A 17624-nucleotide genomic window follows, 5' to 3' on the forward strand; every position below is an offset into this window, starting at 1 on the left:
AGGTGGCTTTAACCACCTTTTAATATTTCCATTTGGCTAATAAATTTTCTCTTACTTCAACCGTGTTCGTAGACATATCTCCATATTGAATATTCGTTGGATAATTTTCAATAGATGAAGTCTGATCTTTTAAAACCGGCTCTGGCATATATAATTCTGCATTCTCTCTAATCAATGTCTTGACAAAGAATTCAAAAACTTCTTTAACGCCTTCTTTATCCTGACGTCCTTCAATAATAGCGGTATCATTGGTAGTCCAAGGAGCACCCTCACTAAAAGTAGTAATAGTTAAATCAGCCCCTTTATTTATTTCTTCAACCGCCTGGAATGTCATTCCCAATCCAATTGCCGCTTCTTTTTGAACCAACGCATTTACTGGTCCCGACCCAGATGATGTATATTGCAGAATGTTATTTGATAACTGGTCAAAATAAGCAAATGCCTCTTCTTCCCCCATCACGTTCACTAAATTCTTCAAAAACATATATCCCGTACCAGAAGCCTTTGGATTTGGCATTGAAATTAGTCCTTTATATTTTGGATCTAATAAATCCTGATATGACGTAGGCACATCCAATCCTTTTGCCTTTAAAACTTCTTCATTGATAATAATAGCACCGCTATAGCGAATAGTAGGCACATATTTTTTACTTTGAGGAATAAATTCATCCATGACCTCAGTATATAAAGAATCATCTAATGTATGAAAATTTTCTTCTAACTGCTGTGAATACGTATGTTCCAACTCAATAATGATATCTGCTTCGATTGACTTCCCACTGCTTTTTATTTTTGCCGCAGTATTTCCAGTAGATACATATTGCACCGAAATATTATAATCCGGAAATTGCTCATTTAATCTTTTTTGATAATGTTCATTTCTAAAATCTTCTGCTGATGAATAAAGCACAATTGTTGGTTTCCCTTTATCATTGCTAGAGCATCCAACAATACTAAATGCCACAATTAAACTTAAAATTAATTTTAATCCTTTTTTCATAAGTCTCTCCTTGTTCATTTTCACCTATATCATACATTATTTTATAACAAAATCAAGGCTTTTTCACACAATATATGTTTAAATATAATATATTTATAGTAAAATTAACACTTTTGAAACAAATTCAAGCATAAAATCTTCTTAGCCTATAAAAATAAAAACTGACATTTCTTTAAAATGTCAGTCCTCGAATTATTATTTTTCCATCCAACTCTCGTCTTTTGGATCTGCTTTCCATGCTTTTAATTTTTCCATATCTTCTTCTTTGATATAATGATGTTCAACCGCTACCGGGATCAAAGTATCATAATCTGTTAATGTAACAAACTTGCAATCCGCATTTTTAAAGTTTTCGATAGCTGCCGGCAATCCGTAAGTAAAAATCGCTACTAATCCAATTACATCGCACCCAGCTGCTCTCAATGCTTCCACACATTCGATTGAACTTCCGCCAGTAGAAAGAAGATCTTCCACCACAACGACTTTCATTCCCGGAGTCACCACCCCTTCAATCTGGTTATTTCTGCCATGTTTTTTCGCTCCACCACGAACATATCCCATTGGCAATCCTAAAATTTCAGCCGCCAATGCAGCATGAGCAATCCCTGCCGTAGCCGTTCCCATTAAACATTCTGCTTCAGGATAATTTTCCTTCACTAATTGTGCCAATCCCTCTTCAATATCTTTTCTTACTTTTGGATAAGACAATGTTAAACGATTATCACAGTAAATCGGTGATTTTATTCCTGATGCCCATGTAAAGGGATCATTTGGCTGTAAAAACACAGCTTTGATGTCCAATAGATCTTTTGCAATTAATTTTTTCATAATATTCCTTTTCCTCTCTTTAATCCTTCAATAAAAGCATGAATATATTTAATATCTTCTTTTTTTATACTTCCCAATTCATTTTCGATTGCTTCAAAATCATCATAATGCTGAGAAACTGTCGCCCCCAACAATTTCAGATATTCACAATGCTCAATAAATTCATTACGATCCAACACCTTATTTTCCGAAGAAAAAACAAAGTATTCCGCATCATACGCTAACAACATGTCAATCACATGAAACAACTGTCTTGAATAACTTGGTGTCGTATAATGCATGCCAAAATTCATACAATCTCCAACTACCAATACTTTATCTTCCTTTAAATACACCACTGTAGAGTCCGGACTGTGATCCGATTCAATATGTTCTAACAGACAAGATAAATTTCCTAAGTCCAATTCCAACTGATGACGGTACATGATACAAGGAACCTGAATATGCAAGTCGCTGCGATCAGGCATCTCCCGTTTGATTTCTTTAACTTCACTCGGAAGCAGTTTATCCTCTTTGATATATTGCTCCAACATCTCATCGGACCAATCCCATGCCGCCATTTTCTCCAATGTGTCTTTTGCTTGCTTATGAGCAATATAAGGGAAATGACAGACCTGCAGTCCAAACACATGATTCCAGTGGCAATCGCTCACTACACCTAATTTAGAAAGAGAATTCAATGTATTATCTTGCTCTATTTCCGCTAACATCGCTTCCATATGGTGAATAGAGGCCCCGCCGTCAATCATTAAAAGCTGATCATCACCGGCGATACAAACTAATAGCGGCTTTTTACGATCCAACGGATCACTTAAACAATACACATGCTGAGTTAATGGCTTTAATTTCAATGCCATGATTATGCCCCTTGAAATTGATCCAATACTTCTTTATATGTTGCTACAGGATCACTTGCCCCGGTAATCGTACGTCCTACTACGATATAACTTGATGTCAATTCACGAGCTAACTTTGGTGTTGTCACACGTTTTTGATCATCAGCACTGTCGCTTGCTAAACGAATTCCCGGAGTAACCGTAACAAAATCCATGCCCAAATGTTCATGAACAATTTTTGATTCTAAAGGTGAACAGACGATACCATCCAATCCTGCCGCTTTTGCATTCTCAGCCCATTTCAGCACCACTTTTTCTAGTGGTTCATGAATCATCAATTCATCATCCAAGACTGTTTGATCTAATGAAGTTAAGCAGGTAACGGCAATACATAGTGGTCTTGTTTTCCCTTGTGCCCCTTCATTTAAGCCCTCAATGGCTGCTTTCATCATCGCTATTGACCCTGAGGCATGAACATTCACCATATCTACGCCTAATGCTGCCAACTGACGCATTGCGCTCTTAACGGTGTTTGGTATATCATGAAGTTTTAGATCCAAAAAGATGGAATGCCCACGTTTTATTATTTCTTCGATCATTTCAATGCCTTGTCCATAAAAAAGTTCCATTCCCACTTTTACATAAAGTTTTTCATTTTTAAAACGGTCTAAGAAATCGATCACTTCTTGTTTACTTTTAAAATCTAACGCAATAATTACTTTGCTATCAGTCATATTGATGGCTCCTTCCAATAATATCTTTCAAATCTTTTATATTTAATTCATCCATCAAGACAGGTAATGCATCAATAATTTTCTTACATGCATATGGATCTACTAAGTTAGCACTTCCTACCGCCACCGCACTTGCTCCTGCACTCATCATTTCAATTACATCTCGTGCTTCACTGACTCCCCCCATTCCGATAATCGGAATTTTTACTGCCTGATATACTTGATAAATCATTTTCAATGCAACTGGGAAGATTGCCGGTCCCGAATATCCTCCGGTTTTATTGGCAATGATCGGTTTTCCCGTTCTTAAATCGAAGCGCATTCCGATCAATGTATTGATCATTGTGATACCATCAGCACCAGCCGCCTCTACAGCTTTTGCCATCGCGACAATATCCGTCACATTTGGAGACAGCTTGACATAAACAGGTACCTTAGATACTGCTTTGACTGCTTTTGTAAGATCAGCCGCCATCTGTGGATCGGTTCCAAACTGAATTCCCCCCGCTTTCACATTCGGGCAAGAGATGTTTAACTCCAATGCTCCTACCATATCATGAGTTGAGATTTTAGAGGCACAAGCTACATAATCTTCCATGCTGCTGCCGGCAACATTGGCAATCACTTTATGATGGTATACTACACGCAGTTTTTCTAATTCTTCGCTCATGACTTTATCCACACCGGGATTTTGCAGTCCTATCGCATTCAGCATCCCAGCACGCCCTTCGGCAATACGAGGCAGTGGATTTCCAAAACGAGGCTCGATCGTCGTTCCCTTGATCATGATGCTTCCTAAACAATCAATATCATAAAACTGAGAGAATTCATAGCCAAAACCATAGGTTCCACTGGCTGGAATAATTGGATTTTCAAGATTTAATCCCGGTAATTGAATTGCTAATCTATTCATTAATGATCACCTCACTTGATTTTAAGACTGGACCTTCAACACAGATGCGTTTATAAGGTGCTGTTTTCACTTTACAAGAACATCCCATACATGCTCCAAATCCGCATCCCATGCGGGCTTCAAATGAAAGATATCCATTCACATCATCAAACAACACAAGCGCATCCAGCATTTTTTCAGGACCACATGCATAGTAGCGATCATATTCGATCCCTTCTTTTTTAATAACATCTACAACATTCCCTTGAACGCCATAGCTTCCATCCATGGTACAGACATACGTTGTTCCCAAGGCTTTAAACTTTTCCTCATAAAACACATCACAAGCACTGTTGAAACCTAAGACAGTTATAACGGTTGTTCCTTGTGCAGCAAGTTTTTTTGCGAGATTATACATTGGCGGAACACCTACCCCGCCCCCTATAATCAATGCTTTTTTAATCGGTTCTAAACTAAAGCCATTTCCCAGCCCTACTAATACGTCAAGCTGTTCTCCTGGTTTCATCGTCTTCATTTTTGCAGTTCCCACACCCACTACTTTATATGCCAATGTAATATGAGATTCATCATAATCATGAATCGACATCGGTCTTCTTAAATAAGTCGTTTGCCCGTCATCCAATTTGATGTTGATGAATTGTCCGGGAGCGCTGATGTTTTTAGCCGCCTCTCCTTTTAGCACCATTTCATACACATCTTTAGCAAGTGGCGTATTGGAAACGATCGTCATCATTCCTTGCTTTTCCATTTTCTTCCTCCTAAAATTCTGTTAGTTTTCCTTCGATCATATTATATTTTATTTTACCATAACATGGATATCCGATAAATGGGGTATTGCTTGCTTTTGACACAATATCTTCTTTTTTAATAATAAATTCTTCTTCTAAGTCAAAGACACAAAGATTTGCCTTACTTCCGACTTCAAATTCAATAGGCAAATTCAACACTTTTGCCGGAGTGACGCTCATTGCTTCCAGTACGGTTTCCAGTGTTGTCTCTCCTGTTTTTACCACATAGGTATAAATAAGAGGGAAACAATGCTGCAGCCCGATGATACCAAAGGGTGCTTTTGAAATAGGGCGCTCCTTTTCCTCATCGCTATGTGGTGCATGATCTGTCGCAATAACCGATAATGTTCCATCATTCAATCCTCTTATTAAGGCTTCACGGTCTTCTTTAGAGCGAAGCGGTGGATTCATCTTGTAATTCGGATCACAGTTTTTAATATTCTCATCGGTTAATACTAAGTGATGCGGACTTACTTCTCCGCTGACAGGCAGTCCCTCTGCTTTTGCTTTTCTTAATAAATCAACTGTTTGACGAGTCGACACATGACAGACGTGATATCGGTTGCGTACTGTTCTGACAATATCCAAGTCACGTGCTACCTGTTTAAATTCACTCTCATTATTAATCCCGATTAATGCATGTTCTTTTGCATAACGTCCATCATGAACACAACCACCTGGTTTTAATTCACTTTCGTCTTCACAATGTGCCACAATAATAGAATGCAAGGCTTTCGCTTCTGTCATAGCCGCGTTCATCATGGCATCACTTTGTACACCTTTGCCATCATCTGAAAATCCTACCACAATGGCACGATGCAGATTATCCTTCATTTTTACTAATTCGTTGCCAGCCAATCCTTTTGTGATTGCTGAATATGTGTAAGTATGCACACAGGCATCTTTAGCAACAATTTGCTCGAATCGCTCAATCGTTTCTTCATCATCCATACAAGGCAAGGTATTTGCCATTGCCACAATATGACTGTATCCCCCATATAAAGCACTTTTGGTTCCGGTTGCGACGGTTTCCTTATATTCAAATCCCGGTTCTCTTAAATGAACATGAATATCAATAAAAGAATGGGTCAACAATTTTCCTTTTAAATCAATGACCTGTGCTTCTTTGTCAATGATTGTTTCTTCAATCGCTTTGATAGTATCTCCTTCGACCAATACATCTAATGGAGATAGTTTTTGATGATAATATACCAGCCCGTTTTTAAATAAGATCTTATTCATCTTTTAATACCTGATTGATCAATGCCATTCTGACATAGACCCCGTTTTCCATTTGTTTAAAGATTCTTGCTTTTTCACATTCCACGATATCATCTGCGATTTCAACATTGCGATTAAATGGGGCTGGATGCATGATGATCGCATTTTCTTTCATGGTTTCGACTCTTTGACGATTTAATCCATATTGCTGATGGTATTCTTCTTTGCTTAAACTCATATTTGAAGTGTGACGCTCGTGCTGTACCCTCAGCAGCATGACGACATCGACTTGGGGAATAATCTCATCAAAATCCACATAATTCATTCCCTCTTCTTTATATTCAAGTGGTCCTGATGTATAGACACTCATGCCTAATCGCTCCATGATCTTGAAATTAGTATGTGCCACACGACTATGCTGGACATCTCCTACGATCACCACTTTTAAGCCTTCAAAACTGCCGAATTCCTGACGAATTGTCAGTAAATCCAACAAGGACTGGCTTGGATGCTGTCCGGTTCCATCACCCCCACTTAAAATCGGAATATTGATTTTCCCAATTAATTGCTTATAATAATCGTTTTCTGGATGACGGATGACTACTGCATCGCTTCCGATAGACTCGAAGAATCGAACCGTATCATAGAGAGATTCTCCTTTAAGAACACTTGAATTTTGAATATCCAGATTCTGTGTTTTACAGTTCAGATTCAAAGCAGCTTTTTCAAAACTATAATGAGTTCTGGTTGAAGGTTCAAAAAAAAGATAAGCGATACACTTACTACCTTGATAGTCTACTTTCTTACCTTTTGCAAAGGCATCTGCCTCATCTAATATTTCATAAATTTCTTCATTGGTTAAATACTCTAAATTTACAATATTTTTCATCGTCTCTCTCCTTTGTCTTATTTTATACAAAAAAAATACCTTCAGCAGGTATCAAACAGATCGATTGTTCTATTTTATTATACCCACTTCTTTAACGGGGTTTCTTTACCCAATTAATTTTATCAAAAATTACTTGCTTTTTCAACATAATCTATGATTTATTTCAAGGAATAAAAAAACAGCCGATATTTCAGCTGCTTAACGTTTATATTTTTCCTTTAGTGCAGTATTAACACATGGCGGAACCAGTTCACTCACATCATGCTGTAAAGAGGCAATTTCCTTTACGGATGAGGATGAAATAAAAGACTGCTGAGACTTGGTCATTAAAAATACCATCTCGATCGATTCATCCAAAAACTGATTTGTGAAAGCCATCTGTAATTCATATTCAAAATCCGTTGTAGCTCTTAGTCCCCTGACCAGAACCGTTGCCCCTACATTTTTAGCGTATTCCACTGCTAACAAATCACTGGAATCCACAATCACATTATCCAAATCTTTAGTAGCCCCACGTAAAAAAGACAGTCTTTCTTCTAATGTAAACAATTTATTTTTAGCAATGTTTTCAAAAATCGTCACATAGAGCTGATCGTAGAGACGGCTCGCTCTTTCAATAATGTCAATATGTCCGTTTGTTACCGGATCAAATGTTCCGGCATAAACCCCAATTGTATGTTTTCTCATCGTTTATTCCTCAAATTGGTAGATATGTAAAGCAGTGATCCCATAACTCACCTGCTTAATCCTTCTCAAAGAAAGATACGTTTCTTCAAAGCTTTCTTCCTTCAAGTCTTCACACACTACGATGCATCCTTCATTTAATAATTTTAATTCCTGCAATTTCATTAATAACGGCTGAATGATCTTTTTACCGTATGGCGGATCTAGCAGCACTAGATCAAAAGTGATGGCATCTTTGCTTAATTTATCGATTGCCTTGCGATAATCACTTTTTAAAACATGTGTTTCTTCATTCATTTTTAAAGTTTCAATATTCTTTTTAATAATCGTGTACGCACGATAGTTATTATCGACACTGTAAAGACACTCCATTCCTCTTGACAAAGCCTCTATTCCCAGTCCCCCGGATCCGGCAAAAAGATCTAAACAATTGCCGCCGTTAAAGTACGGACCAATGATATTGTATAAATTTTCTTTGTTTTTATCCGTTGTCGGTCGTGTTGAAGAAGACGTGATCGTCTGCAAGCTGCGACTTTTATATTTTCCCGCAATTACCCGCATGATTTCACCTGCTTCATGGAATAGGGAGAGGTCGATAAGTCTTTTGATAAATCTTGAAAGATCAAGTCCGTCAAAACAGACAGAAAATCGTTAAGCTGATGATAGGAAGCATAGTAGTCCTGAATAATCTTTGACTCATTCATTGCTTTCTGCACCGTTTTCAGCTTTTCTTTTGTAGAGGAAATATCAACATGCTGAGCATATTGCTTCATCTGCTGATATTCGTCCAATACTCGACGATATTCTATAAGCAGCAATTCTTCCTGCGGCAATCTTTGTTCACATTCTTTAAATTTAGTATACGTGGGATCGAGGCAAATCGCTTCGATCAATTCGTCCAGCATTTCTTCCATACATTCTCCTACATCATCATTTCAACCATTTGTAAAAGCAAACTCATTTTATCGATTTTATCTGTAAATGTCAGTTTGTTTTCAATTTTATATTCTTCTATAAATTCTTTCATCATCTCCGGATGACGATAAAGCAGCTTATACCATTTAGGATGTGTCCGAATATACGCCATATAAGCATTATTTTGCATTAATTCATAGAATAACGCATGTCTCATAAACGACGATCCTTATAAAATGAATTTTCATCCGTTTCCTTATCGTTCATTTTCACGACAATATTCAATAACTTCTGTACACCATCCAAACTTCTGCTCACTGCATCCAGATCAATATTTTTTAAAATAAACATTAATTTCGATAAGTCCAAAGACTGATCTTTTTCTTTTGTTTCATTTACATAACGTTCAAATACTTTATCTTTTTCACCGTAAATTGTATAAATTTCATAAAGCTGCTGCCAGGTATAATGCCCGTCCAGCACTTCATTTCTGATTCCTGGAATCGTTCTTACGAACTGTTTGAATTCATCAAGATTCGCCATATTCTATCACCTAATCTAATATATTCAAGAAGATTAAGATTGTGACTTCATTTCTGCGATTTTATTTTCTTTTGATATTAAAGCCTGGGCCACCCCGATGGCAACGAAGGCTGCCATTGTACTTGATCCTCCGGAAGAGACGAACAGCAAAGGCACACCGGTCATTGGAATCAATCCCGATACTCCGCCAAGATTAATAAACAAATGCAAAAAGAAATAGGAAGCGATTCCGGTCAAGACAATCGTTGTCTTAGGGTCACTGGCACGTTTTGCATATTTTAATAAGCGATAAATAATGATCATATAAGGAATCAAGATCAGCGCTAATCCGATCAATCCCAATTCCTCTAATATAATACTTGATATAAAGTCATTGTGTGCTTCGGGAATATAACCAAACTTTTGGGTGGAATTCCCCAAACCAACCCCAAAGATGCCGCCATTGGTAATCGCAATCAGGGCATTAGCCACCTGCTGTGACGAATTGGTCACATCCGATAATGGATTGAGCCAAGTTTGGAAACGCGTTGCCATATATCCTTTAATGATAAAGTTATACCAAAGCGGTAATGTTACGATCACAACAATAACTCCAATCAGCATTAAATTCTGTACTTTCGTATAAATACGTTCCTTGGCCACAAAGAAACTGGCAAGACAAATCGCTAAAGTAATAACTGCTGTTCCTGTATCGTTTTGTATTAAAGCAATGACCGCAATGGCAACCAGCACCACAAACAACGGTTTATAAATACAGTGAATACGACGCATTTTCAAGGCATTCTCATAGCTTTGCAAACTACGATAAGTCGTCGGATGCTTCAAACGATATTTTTTTGGCATATCCACTAACAGATACGCTAAAATCAATACTAAAATAATCTTTGAAAATTCTGATGGCTGAATAGTGATACCAAAAGGGAGTCCGCGAATCCATGCCTGTGTCCCCTTTTCTGCACTCCACAAGAGGCAGGATAAAAGCAGACCAATGATGCCTACATAGACAATCCCCCAAGTACGGCGGTTAATAATCGCACTGTTGTATAAACGCGAAATCACAATCATCAAAAACAATCCCACTAAACAAAAGACTAACTGTTTAATGATATTGGTAATCGCCCATGTACTCCCGTTTGTCGTCGCTGCTCCGATAGATGCAGAACCGACCATCACAATCCCTAAAATAGAAAGTACGGTAATCGCCAAAAAGATCAAACGATCTTGCGATTTATAGCGCTTCATAACGTCATCCTTATCAAATCATTTTCTTTAGCCTGCTTCATCGTTTCGTAAATCGAATAACCGGAAGCTGCTTTAAACTGCTGATCTAATTGTTTTTCCAGTGCCTTAGAATCCACCACTTTCTTAAATTCACGATAACCATTCATCAGTTCATCGCGTGCAATGCCTTCTTCATAAGCTTTTTCAATACAGTTATAAAAAGAGATGACCGTCACAATTTCCTCCATTGACCAGTCATTCTCAAAAGGATATTCATAGTCCATTTTAATCACCCGTTTTTATTTTACTACAAAATATAAATTGAATAAAGTAATTTGGGCTAATATCCAAACATTTTATTGGATAGCGAATATGATATGATGAAAGGAGGGAACAATATGAACTGTGGATATAATTACACTGGTTGTGGATGCCAAAGCTACTGCAATCCTTGCTCTTTCTACCCTGTATCTTATGGATGTGGTGGCGGATGTGGAGGATTCGGTGGCGGATGCGGCGGATTCGGCGGAGGTAGTAGCTGGTTTGCAATCGTCCTTGTTGTTTTCTTATTATTAATCATCTGTGGTTGTACTAAAATCTGCTAAGGGGCTTCCCTTAGCAGTTTTTATTTGTTAAAATGGGAACGGGGTGATAAATGTGTTAACAATGAAAGATATCTTAGATGATTCCCATGAGCTTCTAAGACAAAAATCTCAAGAAGTCCCTCTTCCTTTATCAAAAGAAGATCACGACTTAATTTTATCTATGTATGAATACTTGGAAAATTCGCAAGATGATGAAATTGCCGAAAAATATGGATTACGACCCGGAGTGGGCATTGCCGCCGTTCAATTAGGCGTCCTTAAAAGAATGTGTGCCATCTTGATCCAAGATTATGATGAAGATGGAAATGTTATCAAGAAAGAAGCCTACGCCTTAGTCAATCCTAAAATTGTTTCTTATACACCAAAAATGGCCTATTTAAAAGCCGGAGAAGGATGTCTGTCTGTATTAAATGAACATGAAGGTTATGTCCATCGCCACGCAAAAGTCACCATCAAAGGCTATGATGAATTGACAAAACAAGAGGTCACTATTGTTGCCAGAGGGTACAACGCAATCGTGTACCAACACGAATTGGATCACTTTGACGGGAAACTTTTTTATGACTACATAAATAAAGATCATCCATTCATGGCACAGCCAAACGCAATGGAAATTGAATAGACAAAAACGGTACTGTGAGAAGTACCGTTTTCGTTTTCACTCTTTTATCTTAATCTGAAATAAACATTACGGGCAATCACCATGACCTGCCCCCGAATCAAATATTTCACATTACGCCAATTCACCGCCGATAAAAATACCGGTAACAAGACAACCCCCACAATAACAAATAATAATAACTGCTGTGCTTCACTCAACATACTTCATCTCTCCTTTAATTCCATTTACAATGTATTTATATAATTTATTTTCATTTTTCTTGAACTATCTACATATTAATTCATATTCCATCCATTGTCAATGGATTTATCCAAAATATTACATATAATATGGATTTTATATTGTAAAATACATCAATCATGATATAATGCTATTAGATAGGAAGTGACATGATGTTTGGAGATAAACTTAAAAGTGCCCGATTAAATAAACAGTTAAAGCAGTCCGAACTGGCACGAATGCTGAATATAAAAAATACGACCATCAGCAACTGGGAAAAAGGATTGAGTAAGCCGGATTTTGATATGATTGAAAAACTATGCTGGATTTTAGAAGTAGATGCCAATTATTTTTGCGAAAGTGCATTTGCGACACTGCAGCTTACCATTGCAGAACAAGCCCTTATTCAAAAGTATCGAAAGATAGAAAAAGCCGGACAGGAAATGATTGATTTCATCTTAGACAAAGAAATGTCACGTCGAGTATCCGACGCACCATTGATTGTGGATCCGGTCGTTTCTATTCCGCAACGTTACATTGACTGTTATCCTCGGCTAGCCAGCTGCGGCAGCGGAGAATACTTATTTGATGGCATCCCCAGCGAAAGTATCTCTGTTGATGAAACCTGTAATGCAGATTTTGCCATAGGGGTTAACGGACATAGTATGGAGCCCACTTATTTTGATGGTGAAATTTTACTAATCAAAAAACAAAATCAGATTCTTCTAGGAGAAAAAGGATTATTTATCATCGATGGAGAAGCTTTTGTGAAAGAGTTAGGAAAAAAGAAACTCATCTCTCACAATCCTGATTATCCGGATATACAATTTACTTCCTCAATGAATATAACTTGTGTAGGAAAAGTCATTGGGTCTTATGATAAGTCATTAGCTTAGCTGATGACTTTTATGTTAGAATAGAAAAAGAGGTGATTTTATGCATATTAGCCGTTTGTTTGAAATTGTTTATATCTTATTGAATAAAAAGAATGTCACTGCCGTTGAACTGGCAGAACATTTTGAAGTATCAACCCGTACTATCTATCGTGATATTGACACCTTAAATATGGCAGGCATTCCTGTTTACACTATGCAAGGCAAAGGCGGCGGCATCGGTCTGTTAGATAATTTTATTTTAAATAAGACGTATCTGTCCAAAGAAGAACAAAGTGAAATTTTAACTGCGATTGAATGTATTCGTCGCTTAGATCATTCAGCATCAAAACAAATCATGGATAAACTCAGCCATTTTTTCCAACAGGAGCAAAGCACTTGGATCGAGGTTGATTTTAACAGTTGGAGCAATCAGCAAGGCAATGACTTTTTCCATCAATTAAAAGAAGCGATTCTTTCAAAACAGAGGATAACCTTCACCTATTACAACAATAACGGAGAAAAAAGCCGTCGAACCGTAGAACCGATCCGATTAATCTTTAAATATCAGGACTGGTATTTGTATGCCTATTGTCGTATGCGCGAGGACTATCGCTACTTTAAATTGAATCGCATGGAAGATTTGATTACCACTAAGGAACATTTTGAAAAAGATCATCAAGATGCTTTGCCGCAAGTACATCAGCAGACCAATACAGAGAGCATTCATCTGACTTTAAAATTTGAACCGGAAGCTGCTTTTCGAATCCGTGATGAATACAGCAATGTTCAGCCGCTCGAAGACGGAAGCATGATTATGGAAATTGACTTGGAGAATAGACAATGGGTCTATAGCTATCTTTTATCTTTTGGGGATCAGGTCACCGTGCTCGCACCTTTAGAAATCAAAGAAGGTCTACTAAAAATAATCGAAGACATTCGTCATAAATATGACAGCTAGTTGTCAGGTTATCCATTGTATAATGAACTTGTAAATGAAAGGAGAGCAAGACAATGGAAAAATTTTGCCAAAGCTGTGGAATGCCGCTTACAAATGAAGTATTAGGAACAAATGAGGATGGAAGTTTAAATCAAGACTATTGTAAATATTGTTATGCGGAGGGAAAATTCACTCAAGAATGCACCATGGAAGAAATGATCGAATTTTGTGTTCCGATGATGAAAGACATGAAACCTGAAGAAGCCAGAAAAATGATGCAGGAATTCTTTCCTCATTTAAAACGATGGAAAGCATAATCATTTAAACAAGAAGGGTTTATCGCCAGATAGATCTTTTTTTATACACATTTTAAATTCATGGCAGTTATGATATTCTGTACATAGATATTCATAAGAAAGGTGTTCCGTCATGATTAATAAAAACAGCTTAAAAAAACTCAGCAGCCATCGTACCGTTCTTTCGTGTGGGGAAGATTTTGCTTATGTCTTGCCTAATGAATCCCTAAGCAATCTTATTTCCAATTTCACCATTACTTTCCCTAGTAAAAAGATGATTTCGGATGCATACACGATTATGCCCCATGGGAGTGTGACTCTCGTCTTTTTTCATAATGCAAACGGACTCCATAGTTTATTATTCGGTCCGACTACTCAGCCCCAAAAAGTGGGAGCTATTGCAAATACCTATGATATAATTTTCATTATTGAATTTCAGCCGGCTGGATTCTTCCCATTCACTAAAATTAATCAAAAGACGCTTACCGATAAAACTATCCCTTTTTCTTCCATCGATGACACGCTCGATCAGTCCCTTCGACACCTTCTTATCACGTCCTCATCTGCCGAGGGATTATTAAACGCGGTAGAAAAGAAACTATTATCCCATATTCAATTACTGTACCCAAACGAACTTGCGCTAGCACTAATATCCATCATTCAAACACAAGGAATGATCACGTCTTCTGAAATTTCCAACTGTGTTTTTTATAGTTCTCGTCACTTGAATCGGCTGTTTAATATATATTTAGGAATGAGTATGAAAGCTTTCTCACGATTAGTTCGTATCAATAAAGCTATTGATTTATTGAATCAAACATCGTACTCTTTAGCCTTTGTATGCGAAAAACTACAGTATTATGATGTTTCTCATTTTGTGAAGGATTTTAAGATTGTTTGCGGTATCACTCCACAGGAATATAGAGAGCATATGTCCGATTTTTACAATGAAATAGCGAAATATTGATTCTATAATAGAAGATGTAAAACATATAGAAAGAAGGATAAATCAAGATGAAATTTAATGAAACTACCATTCGTATTCTAGTAAGAAAAGACTACGGGGAATGCTTTGACTTTTACACACAAAAAATAGGACTCTGTCCTGTTTGGGGCGATCGAAACGGCCCTTATACTTCTTTTGCCATAAGCAGTGACACACCGCCATGCTTTGCCATTTTTTCCGGAGATAATATGCCCATGTTTCAAGGTTATACGCAGCCGGAAACGTTAAAGCAGCCAGATACTATTACTGCTGTCATTCCAAGCCTTGATTTAGATGGAGACTATCAGCGTTTAAAAGCCGCCGGCGTTTCTTTTTTGGGAGAACCACAGTATATTGAAGAATGGGGAATGCGCTGTACTTATTTTAGAGATCCTGAAGGCAATCTATTTGAATTAAATGATGCCAGTGGTGTTTAAACATCTTTATAGACAAAAAAACGCAAAAGCGAATACATAATTTGTATTTGCAATTTGCGTTTTTTATTTTTACCCAAGATAAACTTCTCATTTACCAATAAAAAAGAGGAATTGCTTCCTCTTAATCCATCCAATCAAATTCAAAATCTAAGATGCGAATCGTATCCCCATTTTCTGCACCGGCTACACGCAAAGCTTCATCTAAGCCTAAATTACGCATTTTTAAAGCAAAGCGCTTAAACGAGTCATCAGAAACAAAGCTGGTCATCGCCACGATTTTTTCGATCTTTTCTCCGGTCACTTCCCAGATGCCATTGCCTAAATTATGAATATTGAATTCTGGTTGTGAGTCTCCTTCGAACGTATATAGAACACTCTTTTCCTGAATTTCTTCTTCGTCCATAGGGAATTCCGGTGTTTGTGCCAATAAATCGGCAATACGATAAATCGGCAGATCCAATCCCTCATGAGTAATCGCACTTATCGGGAAGATTTCGACATCTTCTCCAACTTCCTTTTTAAAACGTTCTAAGTTTTCCTGAGCACCCTCCATATCCATCTTATTGGCGATGATAATTTGAGGACGTTCTAACAAACGATATTTATACTCAGCTAATTCGTCATTAATAATACGGTAGTCTTCTATTGGATCGCGTCCTTCGCTTGCTCCCATATCAATCACATGCACAATAACACGGCATCTTTCAATATGGCGCAAAAACTGATGACCCAATCCTTTGCCTTGGCTGGCACCTTCGATTAATCCGGGTAAATCTGCCATGACAAAAGAACGCCCGTCTTTTGCCTGAACCACACCTAAATTAGGTACGATCGTGGTAAAATGGTAATCTGCTATTTCCGGTCTTGCACGAGAAACAACCGATAATAAGGTAGATTTCCCAACTGATGGGAATCCCACAAGCCCTACATCCGCTAACAGCTTCAATTCGCAGATGACATTAAAGGATTCTCCCGGTTCTCCACGTTCACAGATTGTCGGTGCAGGATTACGGCTGGTAGCAAAACGAGCATTCCCACGTCCGCCACGTCCGCCTTTAGCTAAGACAACTCGCTGTTTATCTGTTGTTAAATCGGCAATCGTCATTCCTGTATCTTCATTAATTAACATTGTTCCAACCGGTACTTTCACGATCATATCCTGACCGCTGGCACCTGCCATTTTCTTCGCCATACCATTAGCACCGTTGCGTGCACGATATTCACGTTTAAAACGGATATCCAACAACGTCGATAAAGAAGTTGTGGCTTCAAAGATAATACTTCCGCCACGTCCTCCATCACCACCGGCAGGACCGCCTCTTGGCACATGAGCTTCACGTCTGAAGGCAACAACTCCATCTCCGCCGCTTCCGGCTTCTACATATATTTTTGCTTTATCAATAAATTGCATGATTTCACCTCAATTTCATTATTCACAATTTTAACAAAAAAATCCCTTTAGGGATTTTAATTAAGCAACTGGATATACTGAAACTTTAGTTTTCTTTTTACCTAATCTTTCAAATTTAACCACACCGTCTACTTTTGCAAATAAAGTGTCATCTCCACCTTTACCTACATTTGTACCCGGATGAATTTTAGTACCTCTTTGTCTATAAATGATAGACCCAGCTGTACAAGTCTGTCCATCTGCTAATTTAGCTCCTAATCTTTTTGATTCAGAGTCACGACCATTCTTAGTTGACCCAACTCCCTTTTTAGAAGCGAATAACTGTAAATCTAATTTTAATAACATGCGTTACACCTCCTGGATAGATATATACTCAAAGTAACTTTCTTCGATTGTTTTCAACTGAATATGAAGTGTCTCTAGTATCACTTGCAATTCCATATGTAAACAATCCTTTATTAACATGTCGACACGCCCTTCTTCTACGGTATAGTCACAATAGTCAATCAAACCAAATTCGTGAATCGCATTAATTCCACCGATTGCGACAGCACTCACACCAGCACAAACGATGTCTTTCCCACGATTTTCAAATAAAGCATGACCCGTAATAGTCAGTCGACTTATTTTATCTTCTTTTTTTTCAACAATGATTTTAATCATGA

Annotated in this window: 26 protein-coding genes; 7 read left to right on the plus strand and 19 right to left on the minus strand. The window is 37.7% G+C overall.

Translation table 11 applies throughout. The features are described from left to right. Positions 1-19: 19 nt before the first annotated feature. The 15 genes from BN1225_RS04505 to BN1225_RS04575 form a co-directional block, all read right to left on the minus strand. The gene (locus BN1225_RS04505) at positions 20-1000 is read right to left on the minus strand and encodes an extracellular solute-binding protein (protein ID WP_041138613.1); all 981 of its coding nucleotides are present in this window, start codon (positions 998-1000) and stop codon (positions 20-22) included. A gap of 195 nt (positions 1001-1195) precedes the next feature. Further along, on the minus strand, positions 1196-1828 hold the full coding sequence (gene pyrE, locus BN1225_RS04510) for an orotate phosphoribosyltransferase (protein WP_041138614.1): 633 nt from the start codon (positions 1826-1828) through the stop codon (positions 1196-1198). Continuing rightward, positions 1825-2685, minus strand: a complete 861-nt coding sequence (locus BN1225_RS04515) for an MBL fold metallo-hydrolase (protein ID WP_041138615.1) — start codon at positions 2683-2685, stop codon at positions 1825-1827. The genes pyrE and BN1225_RS04515 overlap by 4 nt, the downstream gene beginning before the upstream one ends. 2 nt (positions 2686-2687) lie before the next feature. Beyond that, positions 2688-3398 carry an orotidine-5'-phosphate decarboxylase gene (gene pyrF, locus BN1225_RS04520; protein WP_041138616.1) on the minus strand — a complete coding sequence of 237 codons (711 nt, stop codon included), beginning with the start codon at positions 3396-3398 and terminating at the stop codon, positions 2688-2690. After that, positions 3391-4311 carry a dihydroorotate dehydrogenase gene (locus tag BN1225_RS04525; protein ID WP_041138617.1) on the minus strand — a complete coding sequence of 307 codons (921 nt, stop codon included), beginning with the start codon at positions 4309-4311 and terminating at the stop codon, positions 3391-3393. The genes pyrF and BN1225_RS04525 overlap by 8 nt, the downstream gene beginning before the upstream one ends. Next, positions 4304-5059 carry a dihydroorotate dehydrogenase electron transfer subunit gene (locus BN1225_RS04530; RefSeq protein WP_041138618.1) on the minus strand — a complete coding sequence of 252 codons (756 nt, stop codon included), beginning with the start codon at positions 5057-5059 and terminating at the stop codon, positions 4304-4306. Before BN1225_RS04530 ends, BN1225_RS04525 begins: the two co-directional genes overlap by 8 nt. A 10-nt stretch (positions 5060-5069) precedes the next feature. Beyond that, positions 5070-6341, minus strand: coding sequence for a dihydroorotase (locus BN1225_RS04535; protein WP_041138619.1), 1272 nt, complete (start codon positions 6339-6341; stop codon positions 5070-5072). Beyond that, positions 6334-7209 carry an aspartate carbamoyltransferase catalytic subunit gene (locus tag BN1225_RS04540; RefSeq protein ID WP_041138620.1) on the minus strand — a complete coding sequence of 292 codons (876 nt, stop codon included), beginning with the start codon at positions 7207-7209 and terminating at the stop codon, positions 6334-6336. Before BN1225_RS04540 ends, BN1225_RS04535 begins: the two co-directional genes overlap by 8 nt. Positions 7210-7407: 198 nt before the next feature. Then, entirely contained in the window at positions 7408-7896 is a 489-nt protein-coding gene (gene coaD, locus BN1225_RS04545; RefSeq protein WP_041138621.1) for a pantetheine-phosphate adenylyltransferase, read from the minus strand. A gap of 3 nt (positions 7897-7899) precedes the next feature. Next, the gene (gene rsmD / locus BN1225_RS04550; RefSeq protein ID WP_041138622.1) at positions 7900-8454 is read right to left on the minus strand and encodes a 16S rRNA (guanine(966)-N(2))-methyltransferase RsmD; all 555 of its coding nucleotides are present in this window, start codon (positions 8452-8454) and stop codon (positions 7900-7902) included. After that, positions 8445-8807 carry a YlbF/YmcA family competence regulator gene (locus BN1225_RS04555; RefSeq protein ID WP_041138623.1) on the minus strand — a complete coding sequence of 121 codons (363 nt, stop codon included), beginning with the start codon at positions 8805-8807 and terminating at the stop codon, positions 8445-8447. The genes rsmD and BN1225_RS04555 overlap by 10 nt, the downstream gene beginning before the upstream one ends. Positions 8808-8815: 8 nt before the next feature. After that, positions 8816-9025 carry a YlbE-like family protein gene (locus BN1225_RS04560; RefSeq protein WP_197066534.1) on the minus strand — a complete coding sequence of 70 codons (210 nt, stop codon included), beginning with the start codon at positions 9023-9025 and terminating at the stop codon, positions 8816-8818. After that, positions 9022-9351 carry a spore coat protein YlbD gene (gene ylbD, locus BN1225_RS04565; RefSeq protein WP_041138624.1) on the minus strand — a complete coding sequence of 110 codons (330 nt, stop codon included), beginning with the start codon at positions 9349-9351 and terminating at the stop codon, positions 9022-9024. Before ylbD ends, BN1225_RS04560 begins: the two co-directional genes overlap by 4 nt. 33 nt (positions 9352-9384) lie before the next feature. Continuing rightward, a complete protein-coding gene (locus BN1225_RS04570; protein WP_041138625.1) occupies positions 9385-10593 on the minus strand; it encodes an FtsW/RodA/SpoVE family cell cycle protein in 1209 nt (402 codons plus the stop codon). After that, entirely contained in the window at positions 10590-10856 is a 267-nt protein-coding gene (locus tag BN1225_RS04575; protein WP_041138626.1) for a UPF0223 family protein, read from the minus strand. Before BN1225_RS04575 ends, BN1225_RS04570 begins: the two co-directional genes overlap by 4 nt. 114 nt (positions 10857-10970) lie before the next feature. Here BN1225_RS04575 and BN1225_RS14330 point away from each other — a divergent pair, with 114 nt between their 5' ends. Together BN1225_RS14330 and def are read left to right on the plus strand one after the other, a co-directional pair. Continuing rightward, positions 10971-11177, plus strand: a complete 207-nt coding sequence (locus BN1225_RS14330; RefSeq protein WP_074434799.1) for a sporulation protein YjcZ — start codon at positions 10971-10973, stop codon at positions 11175-11177. A 52-nt stretch (positions 11178-11229) separates the two neighbouring features. Further along, the gene (def, locus tag BN1225_RS04580; protein ID WP_041138627.1) at positions 11230-11799 is read left to right on the plus strand and encodes a peptide deformylase; all 570 of its coding nucleotides are present in this window, start codon (positions 11230-11232) and stop codon (positions 11797-11799) included. Positions 11800-11843: 44 nt separating this feature from the next. Here def and BN1225_RS14725 read toward each other — a convergent pair whose 3' ends face one another. Further along, on the minus strand, positions 11844-11999 hold the full coding sequence (locus BN1225_RS14725; protein ID WP_156133046.1) for a hypothetical protein: 156 nt from the start codon (positions 11997-11999) through the stop codon (positions 11844-11846). 192 nt (positions 12000-12191) lie between these two features. Here BN1225_RS14725 and BN1225_RS04585 point away from each other — a divergent pair, with 192 nt between their 5' ends. The 5 genes from BN1225_RS04585 to BN1225_RS04605 all read left to right on the plus strand — a co-directional run bounded on the left by BN1225_RS04585 (position 12192) and on the right by BN1225_RS04605 (position 15548). Further along, positions 12192-12914 (plus strand): XRE family transcriptional regulator, encoded by a 723-nt coding sequence (locus BN1225_RS04585; protein WP_052466341.1) that lies wholly within the window; start codon positions 12192-12194, stop codon positions 12912-12914. 40 nt (positions 12915-12954) lie between these two features. Beyond that, on the plus strand, positions 12955-13851 hold the full coding sequence (locus tag BN1225_RS04590; RefSeq protein WP_041138629.1) for a helix-turn-helix transcriptional regulator: 897 nt from the start codon (positions 12955-12957) through the stop codon (positions 13849-13851). A 53-nt stretch (positions 13852-13904) separates the two neighbouring features. Next, positions 13905-14147: a zinc ribbon domain-containing protein gene (locus tag BN1225_RS04595; RefSeq protein ID WP_041138630.1), complete on the plus strand. Its 243-nt coding sequence runs from the start codon at positions 13905-13907 to the stop codon at positions 14145-14147. A 112-nt stretch (positions 14148-14259) separates the two neighbouring features. Next, the gene (locus BN1225_RS04600) at positions 14260-15093 is read left to right on the plus strand and encodes a helix-turn-helix domain-containing protein (RefSeq protein ID WP_041138631.1); all 834 of its coding nucleotides are present in this window, start codon (positions 14260-14262) and stop codon (positions 15091-15093) included. A gap of 47 nt (positions 15094-15140) precedes the next feature. Then, positions 15141-15548, plus strand: a complete 408-nt coding sequence (locus BN1225_RS04605; RefSeq protein ID WP_041138632.1) for a VOC family protein — start codon at positions 15141-15143, stop codon at positions 15546-15548. A 121-nt stretch (positions 15549-15669) separates the two neighbouring features. On the opposite strand, the gene obgE is transcribed toward BN1225_RS04605, so the two are convergent. Genes obgE through BN1225_RS04620 form a run of 3 tightly spaced genes read right to left on the minus strand, consistent with a single transcriptional unit; the run spans position 15670 to position 17622 of the window. Then, the gene (gene obgE, locus BN1225_RS04610; protein ID WP_041138633.1) at positions 15670-16959 is read right to left on the minus strand and encodes a GTPase ObgE; all 1290 of its coding nucleotides are present in this window, start codon (positions 16957-16959) and stop codon (positions 15670-15672) included. Positions 16960-17019: 60 nt separating this feature from the next. Further along, positions 17020-17304 carry a 50S ribosomal protein L27 gene (rpmA, locus tag BN1225_RS04615; protein ID WP_041138634.1) on the minus strand — a complete coding sequence of 95 codons (285 nt, stop codon included), beginning with the start codon at positions 17302-17304 and terminating at the stop codon, positions 17020-17022. 3 nt (positions 17305-17307) lie between these two features. Further along, the gene (locus BN1225_RS04620; RefSeq protein ID WP_041138635.1) at positions 17308-17622 is read right to left on the minus strand and encodes a ribosomal-processing cysteine protease Prp; all 315 of its coding nucleotides are present in this window, start codon (positions 17620-17622) and stop codon (positions 17308-17310) included. Positions 17623-17624 lie beyond the last annotated feature (2 nt).

This window comes from Beduini massiliensis, from assembly GCF_000829905.1.
In the GTDB taxonomy this organism is placed as follows: domain Bacteria; phylum Bacillota_I; class Bacilli_A; order Erysipelotrichales; family Coprobacillaceae; genus Beduini; species Beduini massiliensis.

What these genes read in the sequence shown, in the direction of transcription:
- BN1225_RS04595 (WP_041138630.1), top strand. Translation starts at nt 13,905, where the DNA reads ATGGAAAAATTTTGCCAAAGCTGTGGAATGCCGCTTACAAATGAAGTA.
- BN1225_RS04600 (WP_041138631.1), top strand. Translation starts at nt 14,260, where the DNA reads ATGATTAATAAAAACAGCTTAAAAAAACTCAGCAGCCATCGTACCGTT.
- BN1225_RS04575 (WP_041138626.1), bottom strand. Translation starts at nt 10,856, where the DNA reads ATGGACTATGAATATCCTTTTGAGAATGACTGGTCAATGGAGGAAATT.
- coaD (WP_041138621.1), bottom strand. Translation starts at nt 7,896, where the DNA reads ATGAGAAAACATACAATTGGGGTTTATGCCGGAACATTTGATCCGGTA.
- BN1225_RS04535 (WP_041138619.1), bottom strand. Translation starts at nt 6,341, where the DNA reads ATGAATAAGATCTTATTTAAAAACGGGCTGGTATATTATCATCAAAAA.
- BN1225_RS04605 (WP_041138632.1), top strand. Translation starts at nt 15,141, where the DNA reads ATGAAATTTAATGAAACTACCATTCGTATTCTAGTAAGAAAAGACTAC.
- pyrE (WP_041138614.1), bottom strand. Translation starts at nt 1,828, where the DNA reads ATGAAAAAATTAATTGCAAAAGATCTATTGGACATCAAAGCTGTGTTT.
- rpmA (WP_041138634.1), bottom strand. Translation starts at nt 17,304, where the DNA reads ATGTTATTAAAATTAGATTTACAGTTATTCGCTTCTAAAAAGGGAGTT.
- BN1225_RS04570 (WP_041138625.1), bottom strand. Translation starts at nt 10,593, where the DNA reads ATGAAGCGCTATAAATCGCAAGATCGTTTGATCTTTTTGGCGATTACC.
- BN1225_RS04515 (WP_041138615.1), bottom strand. Translation starts at nt 2,685, where the DNA reads ATGGCATTGAAATTAAAGCCATTAACTCAGCATGTGTATTGTTTAAGT.
- BN1225_RS04505 (WP_041138613.1), bottom strand. Translation starts at nt 1,000, where the DNA reads ATGAAAAAAGGATTAAAATTAATTTTAAGTTTAATTGTGGCATTTAGT.
- BN1225_RS04620 (WP_041138635.1), bottom strand. Translation starts at nt 17,622, where the DNA reads ATGATTAAAATCATTGTTGAAAAAAAAGAAGATAAAATAAGTCGACTG.
- rsmD (WP_041138622.1), bottom strand. Translation starts at nt 8,454, where the DNA reads ATGCGGGTAATTGCGGGAAAATATAAAAGTCGCAGCTTGCAGACGATC.
- BN1225_RS14330 (WP_074434799.1), top strand. Translation starts at nt 10,971, where the DNA reads ATGAACTGTGGATATAATTACACTGGTTGTGGATGCCAAAGCTACTGC.
- BN1225_RS04530 (WP_041138618.1), bottom strand. Translation starts at nt 5,059, where the DNA reads ATGGAAAAGCAAGGAATGATGACGATCGTTTCCAATACGCCACTTGCT.
- ylbD (WP_041138624.1), bottom strand. Translation starts at nt 9,351, where the DNA reads ATGGCGAATCTTGATGAATTCAAACAGTTCGTAAGAACGATTCCAGGA.
- obgE (WP_041138633.1), bottom strand. Translation starts at nt 16,959, where the DNA reads ATGCAATTTATTGATAAAGCAAAAATATATGTAGAAGCCGGAAGCGGC.
- pyrF (WP_041138616.1), bottom strand. Translation starts at nt 3,398, where the DNA reads ATGACTGATAGCAAAGTAATTATTGCGTTAGATTTTAAAAGTAAACAA.
- BN1225_RS04540 (WP_041138620.1), bottom strand. Translation starts at nt 7,209, where the DNA reads ATGAAAAATATTGTAAATTTAGAGTATTTAACCAATGAAGAAATTTAT.
- BN1225_RS04590 (WP_041138629.1), top strand. Translation starts at nt 12,955, where the DNA reads ATGCATATTAGCCGTTTGTTTGAAATTGTTTATATCTTATTGAATAAA.
- BN1225_RS14725 (WP_156133046.1), bottom strand. Translation starts at nt 11,999, where the DNA reads ATGTTGAGTGAAGCACAGCAGTTATTATTATTTGTTATTGTGGGGGTT.
- BN1225_RS04560 (WP_197066534.1), bottom strand. Translation starts at nt 9,025, where the DNA reads ATGAGACATGCGTTATTCTATGAATTAATGCAAAATAATGCTTATATG.
- BN1225_RS04585 (WP_052466341.1), top strand. Translation starts at nt 12,192, where the DNA reads ATGTTTGGAGATAAACTTAAAAGTGCCCGATTAAATAAACAGTTAAAG.
- BN1225_RS04555 (WP_041138623.1), bottom strand. Translation starts at nt 8,807, where the DNA reads ATGGAAGAAATGCTGGACGAATTGATCGAAGCGATTTGCCTCGATCCC.
- BN1225_RS04525 (WP_041138617.1), bottom strand. Translation starts at nt 4,311, where the DNA reads ATGAATAGATTAGCAATTCAATTACCGGGATTAAATCTTGAAAATCCA.